The organism is Pseudonocardia sp. TRM90224 (genome assembly GCF_021245725.1).
Lineage (GTDB): Bacteria > Actinomycetota > Actinomycetes > Mycobacteriales > Pseudonocardiaceae > Pseudonocardia.
Map to the genome: position 1 here is coordinate 1 of NZ_JAJGSX010000086.1, position 16,378 is coordinate 16,378.

Below are 16,378 nucleotides of genomic sequence, written 5' to 3' on the forward strand. Positions count from 1 at the left end.
ATAGCTGGAGATCAGCGCGTCACGACCGAACAACGCGACGAACCACGGAATCCCCGCTGCCAGCAGGCGCCGCGAGCTGTCCAACTCGTCCGGGATGCCGAGCGCGTCGAGATCGACCAACGATCGCCGACAACCGCGGGCCAGATGTTCTGGACGACTCCGGACCAACGGGTCCTGCAAAGTTGCTGGCCGGGCCTGCGATGTCGGACTAGCGCGGTCCTCGTTGTCGTCGCCCCGCCGTGCCTGCATCTCGATCCGCAGCGTCCAGGGCCGGTTCCGATGCAGGTCGACGTCCCACTCGGCCTGACCCTCGGTCAGCTCGTCCGGGGGCGGATCCAAAAGCACCGTCGTCGTGCGGAGGGTCTCATCGGCCAGCAAGCACAGGTCGGCGGCCGATCGCCGCACGACGTGGCCGGGAGCGGATGCGCTCGGATCCCCGGCCAACTGTCGAACCTGGAAGATGTCGGCGAAGTCGGCGCCCATCCGGATTGAGAGGCGCAACCGCACGGGGTCGAGGGTCCAGCAGCGCAGTGTGATCGACTCTGCCATGCCCCCTGCCGACACCTCCCGATTTCGCTCGCACTCCACAGGGGCATCCGGGCGGTGATCTTGCAGCGTTGCATAGCTGCGGAAGCGGGCGACCGACGGACTTATCAGACCCGATCCGAGGTGTCGCAGCGGCTTGCCTTCTATCATGACCTCGAACTGGGACAGGTGCCGGGTGTCGTCCGCAATCAGCCCGAGTGGTCCGGCGTTGACGTCGCCGAGCTCGTCGGAGACAACGAAGGTCAGCCCGGCGATCACGGTGATCGTCCCCGGCCCGGCGAGCACGCCTTGCGGTGGTCCTTCGTCGGGAACTGAACCCGGGTCGGCAGTCATCGCTGCGGCATTGCACGAACGCGCTCCGCGCGGGAAGTCGCCCATACCGCAGCGGTCGGGCCTGGTTCGGGGATCGGCGGCCGGAAGATCATCGGGGCCACCTTTGCCGGGAAGCGGTGGTTACGAGGTCGAGCAGTGATGTCGGCAAGCATCGGTTCGTAGCGGTGGGCGAGCGCGGCACTGGAGAAATACCGTGCCACGTGCCTGCGGCAGGCCTCACGGTCGATCTCACCGAGTCGCTCGATCAGCGGGCCAAGCTCATCGACGTTGTCGCGGACGAACCCGGTCACCCCGTCGAGCACGATCTCCCGGACCGCTCCTCGGTTGGTCGCCAGAACTGGCGTGCCGCACGCAAGTGCCTCAGGCCTGGCGCACGCTTGGCCAATCCCTCGTAGATGCCGAGCAGCTCACCCTCGAGCGACCCGTGCACTACGTGCATCGACGGGACCGGGCCCTGCGCGGAGAGCAACGCCCCCAGCGGCCCGGAATGGTCGACGACCACGTCCTGGTCAGCGAGCGCCTCCATCGCTGCCAGCACATGGCACCACTCGTCGGTGGCCGTACCGATCTGGACCGGCAACAAGTCGAGCGGTTCAATTACCCGGACACCCTCGACCGCCGATCCCGGCGCCGCACACAACGTGACGTCGTGGCCTGCTGCGGCCAGGCCCGCAGCTTGAACGGCCACGACTCGCTCGATACCACCGTAAGCGGGGGGAGGGACAGGAATCCAGGGAGGTGCTAGCAGTCCAATGTGCACGCTTCTTCTTCCAGTCGCCGACATCACCAGCCGCCCGGCGGTCCCGCGGGCGCGGCGTCGGGAATTGCTCTCGTGACCTCGGGCTCTGCGACGTGCTGAGGCGTCCGCCGCGGACAGCGCGGACGCTGGACCGGGATTACTGACACGCCCTGCGGCGCCCGGTCCCAACTCATCATACCGGCCCCGAGGGCGCATCACGGCCGCTCCACGGAAGAGTTGAGCGGTCACCCGATCGCCGACCCATACCGCCCCGAATTCGGAGTAGACTCTTATTGAGGAATTCCTCGGCGCACATTCGGATCTACGCTCAGAAGCACTTGTCTGCAAATTTGCACCCGTTCAATATGTTCCCACATGTCTAATCAAGTGCCCGGCTCCGATCGGGACCGGTCGACAAGCAGGAAGACATCGGCAATGATCACCGCGCTGGGAGTCATGATCTTCATCACCGTCATCGCGATCGGACTCATCGACCGGCGAACCAACATCTGGTCCCCGCCAACCGCTTCCGCTTCTGTCCGCGCTCGGGACCACGGTGCTCCTCCGGGATCCCCGCCGGCGCCGCCACGCCGCACTAATGACCTCTGAACGCTCCGGGTCGAACGACCACCTGGCGATCACCTCGCCGCTGGAGGCATCGTGTCTTTCGCCACCCTTCCGCCACCGCTGCGCTCCCGAGCGGCAGCGGAGGCCAGTAAGAAGACCGCAGCGCTAATCGGGCTGCTTTTCCTCACCGCCACAGCAGCGTTCATCGGCGCCGACACGCTCAACAGCGGAGTGCTGCAGCAGCCGGACTTCCTGAGAACCGCATCCGGGCAGACCGGCGCGCTGGCCACCAGCGCGCTGCTGCTGTTCGGACAGTTCGGAGTCGTCGGGATAGCCGTGCTTCTCTACCCGCTGCTCAAGCCACACTGTCCGTCGCTTGCGCTGGCCCATGTCGGGTTCCGGACCGCCGAGCTGGCGGCGAGTCTGTTTTACCTGGCCATCCCGCTCACGACCATCCATCTCGCCACCGGGCTTCGTGATGGCACCGTCGACACCGCTGTGTCGACCAGCCTCGCTGCGCTGCTGCAAGCCCAGTACAGCGTGACCATCCTGATGATCTACTTGGTGACCACGGCGGCCGGGATGTGCATGGCCATCCTACTCTTCCGGTCTAGGCTGATCCCTCGCTGGCTGGCAGTACTCGGACTCGCCAGCTATCCCGCGCTGCTGGCCGGCTGCATCCTGAATCTCTTCGGTGTCATCGACGTGACCCAAGGCATCGGCCTGATCGCGCTGGTCCCAGGTGGGCTCTTCGAGCTGATTCTACCGATATGGCTGCTCACCAAGGGATTCTGCACTCCGCCCCTCGACGATCACCCGGCCGAGCGGACCAGCATGGTGCCATCCACTGAACGAGTCGGCCCACGGCAGGTCGGATTCAACTAAACTCTGGGCAGTTCCTAGCGCATTCCACCTGGTCTAACCGATGTCTCCTCGCCGCGGTCTGATTAGCGACCCTCGACGAGCAGCAAGCGCACCGCCAACGCGCCAAATACTGCTGCCGCCGCGCGCTTTGGCCCACCGCTGGATGGCCGGGCGACGCAGCAGCACCGCCGAGAAGGCGCCGGCTGCCAGACCGATCACCGAATCCATGATCACCCAACGGTGATCAGGAGGCCGCCGAGCAGGAGAATCTGGGCCTCGGTCGGCCACCCACCGGCGATGACGAACTGCAGCACGAACGCGATGAAGAGCAGCACGACCATAGGGTTGCCCAGGTTCGTGAGAACGGGCTGCGACAAGCGTCCGTCGCAAAGTGGGCCGGGTCCTGGCCGGCATTGGTCGCCGTGCAGCACGTAGATTGTTCACTGCCAGATACAACAGGACCAGCACCGACGATGCGCACGACGTCCAAGGCCGCGGGCGCCACCGCCAGCAGTGCGCTGGGCCCTACCACTGCGGCCACGGTGTGCGTTGCGGTGCCTACGGCCATCCCCATAGCCGCTGTGAAGCCTGCGCACCGACCTCCGGCGATGCCATGAGCGAGGATGAGCATCATCCCTGGCCCAGGGACGATGTGGAGAGCCATGCTGGCGATCACGAACGCAAGCACGACACCCGGCTCCACAAGCGACAGCATGGCATGGCTCTGTCCTCGCGGATGAGCAGCTGGAGCATCAGCGGCCGGGCACCGTCGACGGCTCTGCGTCCTGGTGACCAGCCTGCCGTTCGTGCCGCGAGTCAAGCTGCTCGGATCGAAGGCATCTGGGGCAATGAAAGGTCGGCAGGGCAGCGACGACGAGGGTGATCCGCAGGTGAAGTGCCCAAGGACTGTTAGCCGGCGTGCCAGGCGTCGCGGGCAACGCCGCGGCGGTCTCAGCAAACCATAGGTCCACGCCGCACCGCGACAACCTTGACCCGGCCCAACCCGGGTCGAAGCTTCGACTGCATGAGCAATGCCGGGCAGGTGCTTTCGACTGGGCCGTGGCTTGTGGGGCTCGAGCACCAGGAGCGAACGCCGAGAGCGAACATCACCGTGCGGACGCAGCGTCATTCGATGCTGGCGGGACGCCGAGGGCAAGCACAGCGACGTCGTCATCGACGCCGTCGCCGAACTGCGTGAGCAGGCTCTGGATCGACGCGACTACCGCGGTCGGGCTGGCGGGAGCGAGCGACGTGGCGAAGGCCAGCAGACGCTCCTCCTCGTACCGGTTGCGGCCGGTATCGATGCGGGCTTCAGTCAAACCGTCGCTGTAAAGCACCAAGGTGTCACCGAATCTCAACTCGACGGTCGCAACGGCGATGGTCGGGTTGTCGATGGCCCCCAGCACTTGGCCGCCGAGGAGGTCGAGGTAGCGGGCGGTTCCGTCGGCACCGATCAGGAGAGGTGGGGGATGACCTGCGGACGCGAGCCTGACGATCGACCGGCCCTCGTCCACGCGCAGGCTCCCGAAGACGACGGTGCATTGCGCGGCAGCCGCGTCGTGCTCCTCCTGGCGCAGGACCGCGTTGACCGTCCGCAACAGCACAGCGTGATCGTGTTCGTGGGTGGCGGTCGAGCGCAACGTGTAGCGGGCCAGAGAGGTCAGTGCCGCGGCTTCGGGCCCCTTCCCGCATACGTCGCCGAGGAAGAATCCCCAGCGATCGTCGGGCAGGCGGAACAGGTCGTAGAAGTCGCCGCCAACCTCATCGGCGGAGGCCGGGTGGTAGTGCGCAGCGGTGGTCATCCCCGGCAGGGTCGGAAGCCGCGGCGGCAAGAGGCTGCGCTGCAGCACCCTGGCCAGCCGTTGGGCGCGATCCCGCTCTCGGTCGGCGCTTTCCCGAGCGCGCAGAAGCTCCCGCTCGTAGCCGCGCCGGTCCCTCGCCTCGACTACCGCGGTGTGGATGACCTCGACCCCCGCGTCGCTCCGCAGTCGTGAAGCCAGCAGGACAGGGAGCCGGTCGCCGCCGGCAGTCCGCAGTTCAGCGGCGACCCCGGCGATCGAACCCTGCATGCTGAGCAGAGGTGCGTAGTGCGTCTCGTGGTAGATCCGGTCCCCGACGCCGAGAAGGTCGACAAAGCGGCACTTACCGACCAGCTCCTCGCGTTCGCGTCCCAACCAGCCCAACAGCGTCGCGTTGACCGTCAGGATCGTTCCATCGGCGCGGGTGGAGAGCAGCCCGCAAGGGGATCGGTCATACAGATCGGCCGGCGCCTGCTGGCCGGTCGACTCATCGGGCTGGGACCGCCCGGCTCGGGTCATGAGGTTGCGACGAACCGCAGGATCGCGGCGGCCGTCTCGTCCGGAGCGCTGAGCTGAGGGCAATGCCCGGTTGCGTCGAGAGTGACCAACCGGCTGCCCCTGATGTGATCGTGCACGTAGTCGCCGACCTCGCGCGGAGCGATCGCGTCATGCGCACACTGCACGATCAGCGTGGGCACGGTGACGCCGTCGAGGTCGGCGCGGTTGTCGGCTAGGAAGGTCGCTCGGGCGAACACCCTGGCGATGTCCGGGGACATTCGGCAGAAACTGTTGGTCAGCTCCTGCCCGAGCACGGGCCGGTCAGGATTGCCCATGATCACCGGAGCCATGGTGGCGGACCAGCCGAGGTAGTTGCTCTCCAGCGAGGTGAGCAGCTCGTCGATGTCGTCGCGGCTGAACCCTCCGCGATAGTCGCCATCGTCGACGAAACACGGGGACGGCGTGACCAGCACCAGTCGGGTGATGCGCTCTGGCACCACGGGGGCTGCGAGCACGCCGATCGTCGCGCTCACCGAATGCCCGACGAAGACGGCATCACGTAAGTCGAGTTTCCGGCAGAGCTCGACTACGTCGGCGGCGTATCCGTCTAGGTTGGAGTACCTCTCTGCGTCCCATGCCGAGAGATCCGAGCCGCCTGCACCGATGTAGTCGAACGTGACGACACGGCACGTCGGCTCCAGCAGCGGTCGCACCATCCGCCACATGTTCTGGTCGCAGCCGAAGCCGTGTGCCAGCACGAGGAGCGGGCCGCCGGGGTTGCCGGATTGCTGCACGTTGAAACGTCGGCTGGCCTCCACTCTGACATCCTGCCACCGACGGCCGTGCACCACTTGCTGCACGTGAGATCTACCCGCCTGCATCGCGACTCGCGACGGCCTCCGGTGGACCGACGGATCCTCGGCGATGCCGTGATGGGGGCAAGGCTTCGGAGGCGGGCGTTTGGGCACTGGGGTACGCAAGTTCGGCGTCACCCGACGCAGACCACAGGATGGTCGGCCTCGATCGCACGGGTACCCCGGCATCCCCCTCCCGGGGAGCCAGCCTCCGTGTCGACGAGGCGGACCGGATCCTGGAAGGCGTTGTTCGTTGCTTTCCGGCCCTTCGGCCACAACGTCGTACCCGACGGATCCCGGTGCGCACGCTGACCGATCCGATGGCGTGGGCTTCGCGTGGAGGAGGTTGGGGTATCCGCGGGAGTGTGGGAAAGGGTCGACCGCTATCAACGCCGGCACCGATGGTTGGGGCTCCCGCTGGCAGTGGTCTACAAGTTCGCCGATGATCAAGGTGCGTACCTCGCCGCCCTGATCACCCACTATGGGTTCCTGTCGCTGTTCCCGTTGTTGCTGGTCCTCTCGACCGTGCTCGGGTTCGTGTTGCCGGACAACCTTGAGCTGCAACAGCAGCTCATCGGTAGCGCGGTGGTCCAGTTCCCGATCATCGGCGATCAGCTCACCAGCAGCGCACAGCCGCTGCGCGGGTCCGGTGCCGGCCTGGCCATTGGCATTGCCGTGGCGCTCTACGGCGGGCTCGGCGTGGCGGTCGCGATCCAGAACGCGCTCAATCAGGTCTGGGGAGTGCCGGTCAACAAGCGACCCGATCCACTGCGGGCGCGGGCGCGGAGTCTGTTGCTACTAATCCTGCTCGGGATCGGGGTGCTGGTAACAACCGTGCTGTCGGCGCTGGGCAGCGGCGCGGCGGACTATGGCGTACAACTGGGTTTCGGCGTACGTGCGATAGCGGTGGCGGTATCCGTCACGGTGAACGCCGTGCTGTTCGTACTTGCCTTCAGAGCGCTCACCGCCCGGAGCGTCTCCGTGCGTGATGTGCTACCAGGCGCGCTCATGGCAGCTGTGACATGGCAGATCCTGCAATGGGCCGGCACCTGGTACATCAGCTACGAGTTGCGCGGTTCGACGCAGGTGTACGGCCTGTTCGGAATCGTGCTCGGGCTGCTGGCCTGGATCTACCTGGAAGCCCTCGTCGTCGTGATGGCCGCCGAGTTGAACGTCGTGCTCGCAGAACGACTCTGGCCGCGCGCGTTGCTCACCCCGTTCGTCGAGGACGTCGATCTCACCAGCGCGGATCGGCGCAGCTACCGCTCTTACGCGAAGGCGCAGCGGTACCGGGAATCCGAGAACATCACCGTCGAATTCGAGCCGGCCTCTGCCGTGGATCCCCCACCTGCCGGGACGGTTGGGCAGCCGACCGGGGAAAAGGATCCGGGCAAGGCCGACGGCCGAGGTGGGCTCGGAGGGCGGCCTGGTCGCTAGGCCGTGGGCGCGAACAGTGCGGGACGGTCGGGCGGGCGCTTTCACGGCCAGGATCATCGCAGCGCGGTGGCGGCGTGGCGGGTCGGACGGGCTGGTGCAGGCGACGCCGACAGCAACCACCGCCGCGGCGCCGGTATGCCCGCGCTATCCCGCAGCTATTGCCGGTTTCCACGGCCAGCACAGTCCGAGCGGTGCTCGGGTTGGTGCGATTCAACCCCGGCGGACCTCATGGTTGGGCTTTTGATCGGCGAGCTTGCGCCGAAGCCCTTCCAGAACGATGTCGAGGCCTTCCTCGAGCTCCTGCAAGCCGTCGTAGGTGGCCAGCTCGCCCGCAAGCCCGCGCAGCCGTGGGAACTCGAGAGCCGGGAGGCGGTGCAGGCCCAGCCGCAGCAGATCGGTCGTCTCCTCCGGGTTGTGCACCTGTTCCTGCAGTTCGTTGAGGATGTGCCCGAACAGGAATCCGAAGTAGAGCCGGTAGGCGTGCAGTGCTCCGCGACCGTCGAAGCCGGCGCCGACGAGCAGCTCCAGCAGGTTCTCGAGCGGGCGCAGGGTGCCCAGCGGGCGCATCGCGAGCGGGGTCGCGAGCGGGCGGGTCACCAGCAGCGGCACGACGTGCGGGTGCTCGACCGCGATCGACCGGAACGAGTGCGCTGTGTAGCGCAGCCCGGCCTCCCAGTCGACGACTTCGTGCAGTGCCGGTACTGCAAGCTTCGACATGACGAGCTCGACGACACCGTCGAGCAGGGCGTCCTTGCTCGAAGCGTGCCGGTAGAGCCGCATCGGGTCGCGACCGAGCGCCTTGCCGAGACGGCGCATCGAGAATGCCTCCACCCCGTCGGCGTCGACGAGGGTCAGCGCTGTCGCGAGCACGTCGTTGCGGGTGAGCGCTGCGCGGCGGCGGACCGTTCGGCGCTGCCGTTCGAAAGGCGTCCGGTCCTCGCTCGCTATGTCTTCCTCGCCCACGAGTGACTCCCGGAGTTCGTCTTGGTGTTGCAACGCAATGGTTGTACAGAGCAGGCGCTACAGCGTAGACTACTACACCGTAGCGCTACATGCGCGCTTCACCGGGCAGCCCGATCATGAACAGGCCCGATGTCGAGCCACACCACATCGAGGAGACCTGAGCCATGACAGCAGCAGCCATGACAACAGCAGCGGAGACGATGCGTGCCGACCGTGGTCAACCGGTGCTCGACCCGCCCCGCCCGAAGACCGAACAGTTGCTCGTCGGCATGTTCACCACGATCCCGATGCTGGCGCTCGTCGCAGCGGTGCCACTGGCGTGGGGCTGGGGCCTTGGCTGGCTCGACATCGGACTCACAGTCGGCTTCTACTTCCTGACCGGCTTCGGCGTGACCGTCGGATACCACCGCCACTTCACCCACCGCGCGTTCAAGGCGAACCGGGCGCTGCGCAACGGGCTCGCGATCGCCGGCAGCATGGCCCTGCAAGGCGACGTGATCACCTGGACCGCCGATCACCGCCGCCACCACGCCTACGCCGACAAGGAAGGCGACCCGCATTCCCCCTGGCGGTTCGGGACCTCCGTCGGCGCGCTCGCCAGAGGCTTCCTGCACGCCCACGTCGGCTGGCTCTTCGGTCGCGAGTCCACCAACGCGCAGCGCTTCACGCCTGATCTGCTCGCCGACCGCGACATCGTCCGGATCGGCAAGCTCTTTCCGCTCTGGACCGTGCTGAGCCTGCTTGCGCCCGCACTGATCGGCGGGCTCGCCACCATGTCGCTGTGGGGTGCCCTCACCGCGTTCTTCTGGGCGGGGCTCGTGCGCGCCGGGGTGCTGCACCACGTCACGTGGTCGATCAACTCGATCTGCCACATGATCGGCAGCAAGCCCTTCGCCGCGCAGGGCAAGGCCACCAACGTCTGGCCGCTCGCGATCCTGTCGATGGGCGAGTCGTGGCACAACCTGCACCACGCCGACCCCACCTGCGCCCGCCACGGCGTGCAGCAGGGGCAGCTCGACATGACCGCTCGCGTCATCTGGACGCTCGAAAAGTTGGGCTGGGCCTACAGCGTCCGCTGGCCGAGCCAAGCGCGCATCGCCCGCCTGCGTGCGTAGCGGTAACGGCGCTTCCCCCAACACGAACTAGTCGGCTCGACCAACCGCCCCTCGGGACGGGACACCGATCAGGAGATCCCATCACGCTCACCGTGCCCACCGCGTCCACCTCCTCCTTCCTCGACATCCCTCGTCACTTGCTGGACGTCTACGGTTCCGGGATCGTGGTCTGCGCGCGGCCCGCGGTGGAGATCGGCGACCCGGCCGGCACCCACCGGCTCAGCCGCGATGTCCTCTCCGCCAGACCGATCGCCATTGCCGCGGGCGCGCCAGTGATCTGCAGTGCCGGCGGCACCGATCCGACGCTGCTGGCAGCAATGCGCGAGGGTGGGCTGCCGGTTGGCACCGATCTGCGCGAGTTCCGCAGCGAGGCGGAATACATCGCTCGGGTGCGCGAAGCAGTAGCGGAAGGGCTCCGCATCTCCATGGAGTATCCGCAGGGCAGTGCTCTGCTCACCGGCTTCGGCTCGATCAAGAGCGCGCAGCTCGTCGGGCATCTCAACAACAAGGCCGGCATCAGCACGCTTGTCGATCCGCGGTTCCGGGCGCGACGCACCATCGTGTCGCTCGGCGAGCTCGCCGCCGCGACGCCGCAGGAGAAGTCCTGGGTACTCAAGGCCGCCACCGACCATGCGCACGGCGCCAGCCTCGATGTCTACCTCCACCAGGCAGGTGAGCCGATCGTGCTGCCGGCGTTCACCGACCGGCTCGTCGAGTTCGTCATCGAGGACTACCTCCGCATCCGCCGCAACTGGGGCATCCAGCTCTCCATCGCACCGGACGCCACGGCTCGACTGTTCGCGGTCACCGAACAACGCATCAACCGGAACGGTCTCTACACGGGCGGCCGGTTCGGGCTGGTCGACGAACCGCCGGCTGAACTCCTCGCCGAATGCGTTGCCGTGGCCCAGCGTGCGGCCGACGCCGGGTACCGGGGGCTGTGCAGCCTGGACTGCGTGCAGACCATCGACGGACGACTCGCACTCCTCGACCTGAACTTCCGGATCACCAGCGGCTCGATACCACTGCTTGCCCTGCGGTCGGTCCGCCCCGACGCGCTCGACGCTCCCGCCGAGTCCACGACACTAGTCGTGGACGCACCGCTGGAAGACCTGCTCACCGCGCTCCGACCGGCGCTCGACGCCGGCGGGGTGATCGTCACCGCCGGACACACCACGAGCCGCACCGACAACCCCGACCGCAGCTCCACGGTTCAGCTGTTGGTGCTCGGCGACGACCCCAATGACGTCACCTCACGCCGTATCGATCTGGAAACGCGGTTCGCCGCATGACCGACATCGTGATACCGCCAGCCGCGACATTATTAAGCAATTCAGAACTGGTGGCTACGAGCCGTGAGCAACCAGCCGGGTGTCATCTGTAGTACTATCGATAGTGCCGAGTTCATCCTGCATGTGAGCGCTCAAGCCCACGTCGTACTCGGGGAGCGTGTAATCCGGACGGATGATCCGTTCGGGGACGGAGCACCGACATGAAGTCGGCACCCACCACCCCCAGAAATCTCGAGATCAGCTCGGAGGAACGCGACGCCCGGTTGAAATTGAAGCCAAAGGCGCCAGTCACCGGATTCGTCGACGGCGGGTGGTGGCCCCGCTCATGGGATCTGCAGGCCGAGGTGCCCACGCTGGCCGCCAGGCTCGCGGTCCGGCTGGGCCGTGTCGAACGCATCAGTTACAACCTCGTCGACTGGCAGGCCGCCCCTCGCAAGATCACCGTCGACGGCAAGGTCATCCGGCTGGCCGGATACCGTACCCAACGCCACGCCACCGTCGACGTCATCGGCGCCCACCAGCGCCTCACACTTCTCGTCGTAGCGCCGGAAACGATGCCGGAATCGGCTCATGCCGCACTGCTGGCGTCAGGACACAGGGGCAACGACGACACGGTCGAAAACCTGCTCTCGGCTGCGGCACCGCCCGCTGACGACGACGGGGAGCACGAGCGCTGGGATCTCGACGGCGGTCAGGCACCCATCAACACATGAACATGAACCTCACCCTCACATCCGAGCAAGGGACGATCGTCATGACTGCCACCGCCGTGTACATCTCGCTCTACGACCAGCGCATTCGACTCGTCGCCGATGCACTGAAGCAGAATTCCGACCTCAGCGACTCCGTTGCGGTCGAGCTCGCCGCGCATGTCCTGTACGCCATCGACCACATCCCGGAAAAGGTGCGATAGCCGGGTAAGCCTGGAGCAGCGAGACGCGGAGAAAGCCCGGGGGCGGCACGGCATTCGTCGCAGGCCGCTGACAGCCGCCCGAGCACCGACGGAACTGTCGGTGTACTGAGCCACCCGTCCTGATGGTCGCCGAGTAGTAATGACGGCATCGGCCTGGACCACTTCGAAGGCCGCAGAAATCATGCGGGCTCTCCTGGCTGAAGCTGGCGCCGACGAGGCTCCGTCGGGAGCCCGGCTCGATGAGCGAGATGCGGTACTGCGGGCGGTCTCCGACCGCGGACTAGCGAAGAACGCTTGGAATCACGGTCCAATCGGGTCAATAGGTGCGGGTCGACCCCGCGACGGTGCTAGGGCTGAGCCGGCGATCTGCCCTCATGTTCCTGCCCCCGCGGTCCGCTGGCCGGAGAACCCGGCCCGGGAATGGAGCCATGATCGAGGGCGCGGGAGGATGATGCGCGGGGTGAACACCCAAGATGAGAACCGGTGGGCCGACCTGGCGCAACGGATGGTGGCCGCGGAGGTCGAGGATGCGCTCACCCACCGGGCGGAGGAGCGGCCGACGGCGGAGAACCTGGACCTCGCGGCTCTGACGAACGAGGTCGCGACTAGCAAGGACGTCGATCACGTGTTGATCGAGGTCACCGCGATCGCCGGTGAGGCGATCATACGACTGTCCAGAGAGCTGGGCGAGGACCCCCGAGCGACACTCGAGTGGATCGCGTCCACCCGCGCCTGGCGCCGCCCGCGCTGACCTCTCTGTTACCGATTGCTCGCTGATACCCGCACAACGCTGGCCGTGCCGGATGGCAGCCGCTCACGCCTTTCGATTGACGGTGCTGAGCTCGCGCGGCCGAATCGGGGCGGCGGGCGGTCAAAGCGGCAGCGGTTGGAGGCCTAGCTGCTGAGGCCGGTCCACAGCGACCGACGCCGTCCTGACCGGCGTCTTGCAACTCCTCCCATCGAGCGACGCCGGTCGCAAGGCCTTGGCCTGTGAGGATGCTCGGCCCATCCGCGGGAGCGGTCCACGTCCCAATGGCGCCCCAGGCAGTGGGCAAACAGGCGGCGCGGATCGTAAGCACGGTTGCCGCGCAGGCCGACACTGTCGGCACATGGACGTTAGCGATCTGCTGAATGCTGCGCGGGAACAGGTCAGCCGTCAGGTCGGCGACGGTTGCCCGACTGTGGCAGACGGATTGGCGGCTTCGCCAGCGAGCTGCACCGAGTCGCAGGCACCCCGACGAGCGCGGACACTTCGTCGACCCACCGAACAGGTCCCAACCAGCATCAACAGCGCCGCCGACGGGCTGGGCGAACGAGAACCCGGCAGCGCCTCGACGAGGTCCGATCGTTTGCGAGTGTGGCGCCCGACACCTTCGGGAACTCGCTGATGCGTACGGTCGTTACCAACCTGAAGGTCGTTCGGTTTCAGTGTTCGTGCTCGTCACGCCCGCAGGAACAAGTGAGTGCCTGTCGTGCGATGCATCATGCGGTGCGGGATGGCGGCGGTGCTCGGGTCGGCCGGGCCCCCGCACGGTGCGGGGAAATGCCCAGCACCTGCGAGGAGCAGCCAAGATGGCACAGGGAACTGTGAAGTGGTTCAACGGCGAGAAGGGCTTCGGCTTCATCTCGGTCGACGGCGGCGGCGCTGACGTCTTCGTGCACTACTCCGAGATCGACGCCGGCGGCTTCCGCAGCCTCGACGAGGGGCAGCGCGTGGAGTTCGAGGTCGGCCAGGGCCAGAAGGGTCCCCAGGCCACCGGCGTTCGGGTCGTCTGATCGGCCCTCATATCGGGCATCGAAGCCCCGTCTCCCTCCTGGAGGCGGGGCTTTCCCGTTCACCAGCCATCGAGGAGTCCATGCCTCACCGCGCAGTCACCGCCAGCACTCCGAACTGTCGGCCAGTAGCGGCCGTTGCGGTGACCCGGCAGGTGATCTCGCTGCACGGCCGTCCTGTGACGTTCTTGGAGGCTGGCCGCGGGTGCGGCGGCCCTGTCGTGGTGCTGCTCCACGGGCTGGCGAGTAGTTCGAAGACCTGGAGTGAGACGCTGCCTCTACTCGGCCGCACCATGCACGTGATCGCGCCCGACCTACTCGGCCACGGCGAGTCCGCCAAACCGCGCAGCGGTGACTACTCGCTCGGCGCCTACGCCGCTGGCCTGCGAGATCTGCTGGTCGTGCTTGGCTTCGAGCGTGTGACGATCGTCGGCCATTCGTTCGGCGGTGGGGTCGCGATGCAGTTCGCGTACCAGTTCCCGGAGCTCACGGCGCGGTTGGTGCTGGTGGCGAGCGGCGGGCTGGCCATGAGGTCACGATGGCGCTGCGAGCGGCGACGCTACCGGGCACAGCGCTGGTCTTGCGGATCGCCTCCGCCATCACTCCTCGCTGGTTCGTCCGGCTAGGACATCGCATCGCGCGTGCATTCCCCGCGCTCGCCGGGCCCGATCACGACGGGCTTGCCGCGGCATTCGCGTCCCTTGACGACGGTGGCGCTCGTGGCGCCTTCGCTCAGACTGTTCGCGGCACGCTGAGCTGGTCGGGTCAACGCCTCGAAGGGACCGAGCGGTTCTACCTCCTCGCCGGTACCCCCGTCCTGCTGGTCGGCGGCTCGCGGGACTCCGTCATACCGCTGCGCCACACCCTGGCCGCCTACGAAGCACTTCCCGCGAGCCGGCTCGACGTCTTCGACGGCGCCGGTCACTTCCCGCACGTTGAGCTGCCGCACCGCTTCGCCGCGACCATCGCCGAGTTTCTCGCCAGCACCGATCCAGCGCAATCGGACCGCGAGTCGTTGCGCCGCCTCCTGCTCGCCAACAACCCCGGAACTGCAGCAGCCCTTACTTCTCCAGCAAACACAAGGCCCACGGGGTGAACGTGCAGGTCATCTCCGATCCCGCCGGGCGACTGATCTGGGCCGGCCTCACCGGCCTGCCCGGTGCCCGTCACGACATGGGAGCGGCCCGTGAACACGGAACTCTCGACGCCCCTTGTCATCGACAGCCCTGACCGCCGCCGAGGTACGGGTGATCGCCGACAACGGCTATCGCGGCTCGGGATTCGAGGTCCCGTAGCAACGCCGAGCGGCCGAGTCAGAGACCGGGCAACGTCGAAAGCTCTCGCGGAACCAGAAGGCCGTGAACTCCGCCCACGCTGCTCAACGCGGACAGGGTGAACGCGCCAATGCCCAGCTAAAGAGCTGGAAGGTCCTCCGCAAGATCCGCTGCTGCCCACGACGCGCAACTGACCTCGTGAAGGCCGTCATGGTCCTCATCCACGCTGGCTGACACATTGAGGTCTTCTCACTGAGCGGATCAAGCTGAACCGGTGGGCGACACGCGAAGAGCCCCTGGTAGGACTGGATTTGTTGAAGATCAAGTCCGAACTCACCGGAGCGGGTGGTGTGTGAGGGGTGGCTCGACGCGGTCTCTCTTGGTCTTGGCCGTAGTGCGCGACATTCGTCGGAGGTCGTCGTGGGGGAAGCGCCGTCGGATGGAGGAGCGCAGTGGCAGCACTTGCTGGATCGGCGGCGACGTCATGCTTCATCGACCATCTCGTGACGTGGTCGGGTGTGCGGAAGGTTGCCCGACGTCTGGAGCCGGTCATTCACCTCTGCGTCCGGGCTCGTTCAGCCCGGCTGCCCGTTGAGGTCGGCGCCGGCGGGCTGCCACAACTGGATCGGGTTTCCCTCGGGATCGTGCAGGTTGGCGAAGGTGCCGTTGGGGTAGGTTTCGGGGTCGACCTCGACCTCGATCCCGGCCGCGCTCAGCTGCACGACCATGGCGTCAAGGTCGTCAACGCGGAAGTTGATCGCCCACGTCTGCTCCGGTCGGCCGAAGTGCGGCGAGTCGGCGGACATTGCCGCGAACACGGTGGGTCCCGCTTGCTGCTGCCACGAGGCGTGGTCGTAGGACTCGGGCACGGGGTCCACCCCGAGATGGGTGGCGTACCAGGACGACAGGTGTGCCGGAGCGGCGGCGCGGAAGAAGACGCCGCCGATCCCTGTGACTCGTTGCATGAGGCTGCCCCTCGATCGTCGATCGGTCGGTGGGTGAGGTGACTCAGCTTGGAGCCGACAAGAAAAATTGTCAAGGCTCGGAGGGGTGCAGGTGTGATCAGGTGGTTCGGTTGTGCTCGAAGTGGGGGAGGACCAGCGCTGCTGCAGTGATCGCCCCGATCCGCCACGGACACAGGCTGGCTCGACGTAGGCCTTTGGAGGTGGTCTCGAGCAGTGAGTTCCCGCGCTCGGCCAGGGCTCGGGTGGCCGAGTGCAGCAGGTTGATCGTGCGCTGCTCGACAGTCAGCTCCTACCGTGAATGGCCGCCGCCGCCGGTCTCTGGACGCTGCGGACCGCCGTCTTCCCGGAGAACCTTGCCTCCATCCGCATGCACCAGTGCGCCGCCTACCGCACCTTCGGCCTGCGCGAACGCATCGGCCGCCGCCACGGCGCCGGCGCGACACCGT

The 16,378-nt window shown here is 66.9% G+C and carries 17 protein-coding genes and 3 pseudogenes; 11 read left to right on the forward strand and 9 right to left on the reverse strand.

The genetic code is table 11. The annotated features are described in order from the left end of the window. The 3 genes from LL648_RS43020 to LL648_RS43030 all read right to left on the reverse strand — a co-directional run. On the reverse strand, nt 1-879 hold an 879-nt coding region (locus tag LL648_RS43020; protein WP_305080830.1), incomplete at its 3' end, for a glycogen debranching N-terminal domain-containing protein. Then, entirely contained in the window at nt 876-1,265 is a 390-nt protein-coding gene (locus LL648_RS43025) for a glycosyltransferase (RefSeq protein ID WP_374112211.1), read from the reverse strand. The genes LL648_RS43020 and LL648_RS43025, both read right to left, overlap by 4 nt. Continuing rightward, the gene (locus LL648_RS43030; RefSeq protein ID WP_308190465.1) at nt 1,166-1,834 is read right to left on the reverse strand and encodes a glycosyltransferase; all 669 of its coding nucleotides are present in this window, start codon (nt 1,832-1,834) and stop codon (nt 1,166-1,168) included. Before LL648_RS43030 ends, LL648_RS43025 begins: the two co-directional genes overlap by 100 nt. 444 nt (nt 1,835-2,278) lie before the next feature. Here LL648_RS43030 and LL648_RS43035 point away from each other — a divergent pair, with 444 nt between their 5' ends. Then, nucleotides 2,279-3,070 (forward strand): DUF4386 domain-containing protein, encoded by a 792-nt coding sequence (locus LL648_RS43035; RefSeq protein WP_232668771.1) that lies wholly within the window; start codon nt 2,279-2,281, stop codon nt 3,068-3,070. A 502-nt stretch (nt 3,071-3,572) separates the two neighbouring features. Here LL648_RS43035 and LL648_RS45960 read toward each other — a convergent pair. From LL648_RS45960 to LL648_RS43045, 3 genes and pseudogenes are all read right to left on the reverse strand, one after another. Continuing rightward, nucleotides 3,573-4,223 (reverse strand): annotated as a pseudogene (locus LL648_RS45960) (LysE family translocator); the annotation flags it as partial. After that, nucleotides 4,156-5,367 (reverse strand): SpoIIE family protein phosphatase, encoded by a 1,212-nt coding sequence (locus tag LL648_RS43040; protein ID WP_232668772.1) that lies wholly within the window; start codon nt 5,365-5,367, stop codon nt 4,156-4,158. The gene LL648_RS43040 and the pseudogene LL648_RS45960, both read right to left, overlap by 68 nt. Further along, a complete protein-coding gene (locus tag LL648_RS43045) occupies nt 5,364-6,164 on the reverse strand; it encodes an alpha/beta fold hydrolase (protein WP_232668773.1) in 801 nt (266 codons plus the stop codon). The genes LL648_RS43040 and LL648_RS43045 overlap by 4 nt, the downstream gene beginning before the upstream one ends. Nucleotides 6,165-6,623: 459 nt before the next feature. Between LL648_RS43045 and LL648_RS43050 the strand changes: the two genes are divergently transcribed. Next, complete coding sequence (locus LL648_RS43050) at nt 6,624-7,637, forward strand: YihY/virulence factor BrkB family protein (protein ID WP_232668774.1); 1,014 nt, start codon at nt 6,624-6,626, stop codon at nt 7,635-7,637. 210 nt (nt 7,638-7,847) lie between these two features. On the opposite strand, the gene LL648_RS43055 is transcribed toward LL648_RS43050, so the two are convergent. Then, nucleotides 7,848-8,600: a TetR/AcrR family transcriptional regulator C-terminal domain-containing protein gene (locus tag LL648_RS43055; protein ID WP_232668775.1), complete on the reverse strand. Its 753-nt coding sequence runs from the start codon at nt 8,598-8,600 to the stop codon at nt 7,848-7,850. A 164-nt stretch (nt 8,601-8,764) separates the two neighbouring features. On the opposite strand from LL648_RS43055, the gene LL648_RS43060 reads away from it, so the two are divergent. The 9 genes and pseudogenes from LL648_RS43060 to LL648_RS45965 all read left to right on the forward strand — a co-directional run. After that, complete coding sequence (locus LL648_RS43060) at nt 8,765-9,715, forward strand: acyl-CoA desaturase (protein WP_232668776.1); 951 nt, start codon at nt 8,765-8,767, stop codon at nt 9,713-9,715. A 92-nt stretch (nt 9,716-9,807) separates the two neighbouring features. Then, nucleotides 9,808-11,007 carry a hypothetical protein gene (locus LL648_RS43065; RefSeq protein ID WP_232668777.1) on the forward strand — a complete coding sequence of 400 codons (1,200 nt, stop codon included), beginning with the start codon at nt 9,808-9,810 and terminating at the stop codon, nt 11,005-11,007. A gap of 200 nt (nt 11,008-11,207) precedes the next feature. Further along, a complete protein-coding gene (locus LL648_RS43070; protein WP_232668778.1) occupies nt 11,208-11,720 on the forward strand; it encodes a DUF5994 family protein in 513 nt (170 codons plus the stop codon). Next, nucleotides 11,717-11,920, forward strand: a complete 204-nt coding sequence (locus LL648_RS43075; RefSeq protein WP_232668779.1) for a DUF6307 family protein — start codon at nt 11,717-11,719, stop codon at nt 11,918-11,920. The genes LL648_RS43070 and LL648_RS43075 overlap by 4 nt, the downstream gene beginning before the upstream one ends. A gap of 460 nt (nt 11,921-12,380) precedes the next feature. Beyond that, nucleotides 12,381-12,671: a hypothetical protein gene (locus LL648_RS43080; protein ID WP_232668780.1), complete on the forward strand. Its 291-nt coding sequence runs from the start codon at nt 12,381-12,383 to the stop codon at nt 12,669-12,671. 821 nt (nt 12,672-13,492) lie between these two features. Then, nucleotides 13,493-13,696, forward strand: coding sequence for a cold-shock protein (locus tag LL648_RS43085; protein ID WP_232666929.1), 204 nt, complete (start codon nt 13,493-13,495; stop codon nt 13,694-13,696). A 140-nt stretch (nt 13,697-13,836) separates the two neighbouring features. Beyond that, the gene (locus tag LL648_RS43090) at nt 13,837-14,319 is read left to right on the forward strand and encodes an alpha/beta fold hydrolase (protein WP_232668781.1); all 483 of its coding nucleotides are present in this window, start codon (nt 13,837-13,839) and stop codon (nt 14,317-14,319) included. Then, nucleotides 14,274-14,789, forward strand: a complete 516-nt coding sequence (locus LL648_RS43095) for an alpha/beta fold hydrolase (RefSeq protein ID WP_232668782.1) — start codon at nt 14,274-14,276, stop codon at nt 14,787-14,789. Before LL648_RS43090 ends, LL648_RS43095 begins: the two co-directional genes overlap by 46 nt. Further along, nucleotides 14,753-15,201 (forward strand): annotated as a pseudogene (locus LL648_RS45965) (transposase family protein); the annotation flags it as partial. The gene LL648_RS43095 and the pseudogene LL648_RS45965, both read left to right, overlap by 37 nt. Before the next feature lie 341 nt (nt 15,202-15,542). On the opposite strand, the gene LL648_RS43105 reads toward LL648_RS45965, so the two are convergent. Together LL648_RS43105 and LL648_RS43110 are read right to left on the reverse strand one after the other, a co-directional pair. Then, nucleotides 15,543-15,932 carry a VOC family protein gene (locus LL648_RS43105; protein ID WP_232668783.1) on the reverse strand — a complete coding sequence of 130 codons (390 nt, stop codon included), beginning with the start codon at nt 15,930-15,932 and terminating at the stop codon, nt 15,543-15,545. Between the two features lie 97 nt (nt 15,933-16,029). Beyond that, nucleotides 16,030-16,218 (reverse strand): annotated as a pseudogene (locus LL648_RS43110) (IS5/IS1182 family transposase); the annotation flags it as partial. Nucleotides 16,219-16,378: the final 160 nt, after the last annotated feature.

What these genes read in the sequence shown, in the direction of transcription:
- LL648_RS43075 (WP_232668779.1), top strand. Translation starts at nt 11,717, where the DNA reads ATGAACATGAACCTCACCCTCACATCCGAGCAAGGGACGATCGTCATG.
- LL648_RS43105 (WP_232668783.1), bottom strand. Translation starts at nt 15,932, where the DNA reads ATGCAACGAGTCACAGGGATCGGCGGCGTCTTCTTCCGCGCCGCCGCT.
- LL648_RS43030 (WP_308190465.1), bottom strand. Translation starts at nt 1,834, where the DNA reads ATGCGCCCTCGGGGCCGGTATGATGAGTTGGGACCGGGCGCCGCAGGG.
- LL648_RS43060 (WP_232668776.1), top strand. Translation starts at nt 8,765, where the DNA reads ATGACAGCAGCAGCCATGACAACAGCAGCGGAGACGATGCGTGCCGAC.
- LL648_RS43040 (WP_232668772.1), bottom strand. Translation starts at nt 5,367, where the DNA reads ATGACCCGAGCCGGGCGGTCCCAGCCCGATGAGTCGACCGGCCAGCAG.
- LL648_RS43070 (WP_232668778.1), top strand. Translation starts at nt 11,208, where the DNA reads ATGAAGTCGGCACCCACCACCCCCAGAAATCTCGAGATCAGCTCGGAG.
- LL648_RS43085 (WP_232666929.1), top strand. Translation starts at nt 13,493, where the DNA reads ATGGCACAGGGAACTGTGAAGTGGTTCAACGGCGAGAAGGGCTTCGGC.